The sequence below is a fragment of the Variovorax sp. KBW07 genome (assembly GCF_003852515.1).
Lineage (GTDB): Bacteria > Pseudomonadota > Gammaproteobacteria > Burkholderiales > Burkholderiaceae_C > Variovorax.
In genome coordinates this window covers 3,679-4,282 of the sequence record NZ_QAJK01000241.1, presented here as the reverse complement: position 1 = coordinate 4,282, position 604 = coordinate 3,679, and the positions used below count along the sequence as shown (strand labels likewise).

General features: G+C 61.3%; 1 protein-coding gene. It reads right to left on the bottom strand.

What is annotated here, in order from left to right; all coding sequences use genetic code 11:
- Positions 1-28: 28 nt before the first annotated feature.
- On the bottom strand, positions 29-502 hold the full coding sequence (locus DBV14_RS32790; protein WP_124466337.1) for a GNAT family N-acetyltransferase: 474 nt from the start codon (positions 500-502) through the stop codon (positions 29-31).
- Positions 503-604 lie beyond the last annotated feature (102 nt).

The following is a 604-nucleotide window of genomic DNA, read 5'->3' as shown; positions in this document are numbered from 1 at the left end:
CCTGAACGAACCCAAACAGCAACGGTACCTACGAAACAGCCTTCAGCACCATCTCCATCCGAATCATGTCCCGCAGCGGAATACCGCCCTGCTTGGTCACCTTGCCCCACCGTCGCACGAAAAAGTCGAAATCGACACCGACGATGCGAAACCCGAAGCGTTGGTAGAACGCCAGCTCCCGCAGGCTGCTGTTACCCGTGCCGACCTCGAGCCGGTGCGCACCTCGCTGCACAGAGAGCGCCTTCGCCTTTTTCAGCATCGCCGTGCCGATGCCCTGGCCCTTGCGTGCGTCGGCAACGGCGATGTTCATGATTTCCCAGGTGTCGGCGCGGGTTTCCATCAGCACCATCTGGCCGACCAGCTTGCCGGCCTGCTCGGCCAGCCACTGTTCGCCACGCACCAGGTACTTCTCGACTTCGGCACGTGGCCCGTCGGCATCGAACAGAAGCGTCCAGGGCACCGCATCGGCCTCTGTGGCCCTGCGGATCTTCAATCCGGTCATTCGTGCATTCCTTGTTTTTGCATCGGCTGATTCTGAGCGGGAAGCAGAAGTTCCACGCCAAGGCCGCCGGATCGTTGCGAAAACAGAAACGCCGTGTCGTCG

What these genes read in the sequence shown, in the direction of transcription:
- DBV14_RS32790 (WP_124466337.1), bottom strand. Translation starts at nt 502, where the DNA reads ATGACCGGATTGAAGATCCGCAGGGCCACAGAGGCCGATGCGGTGCCC.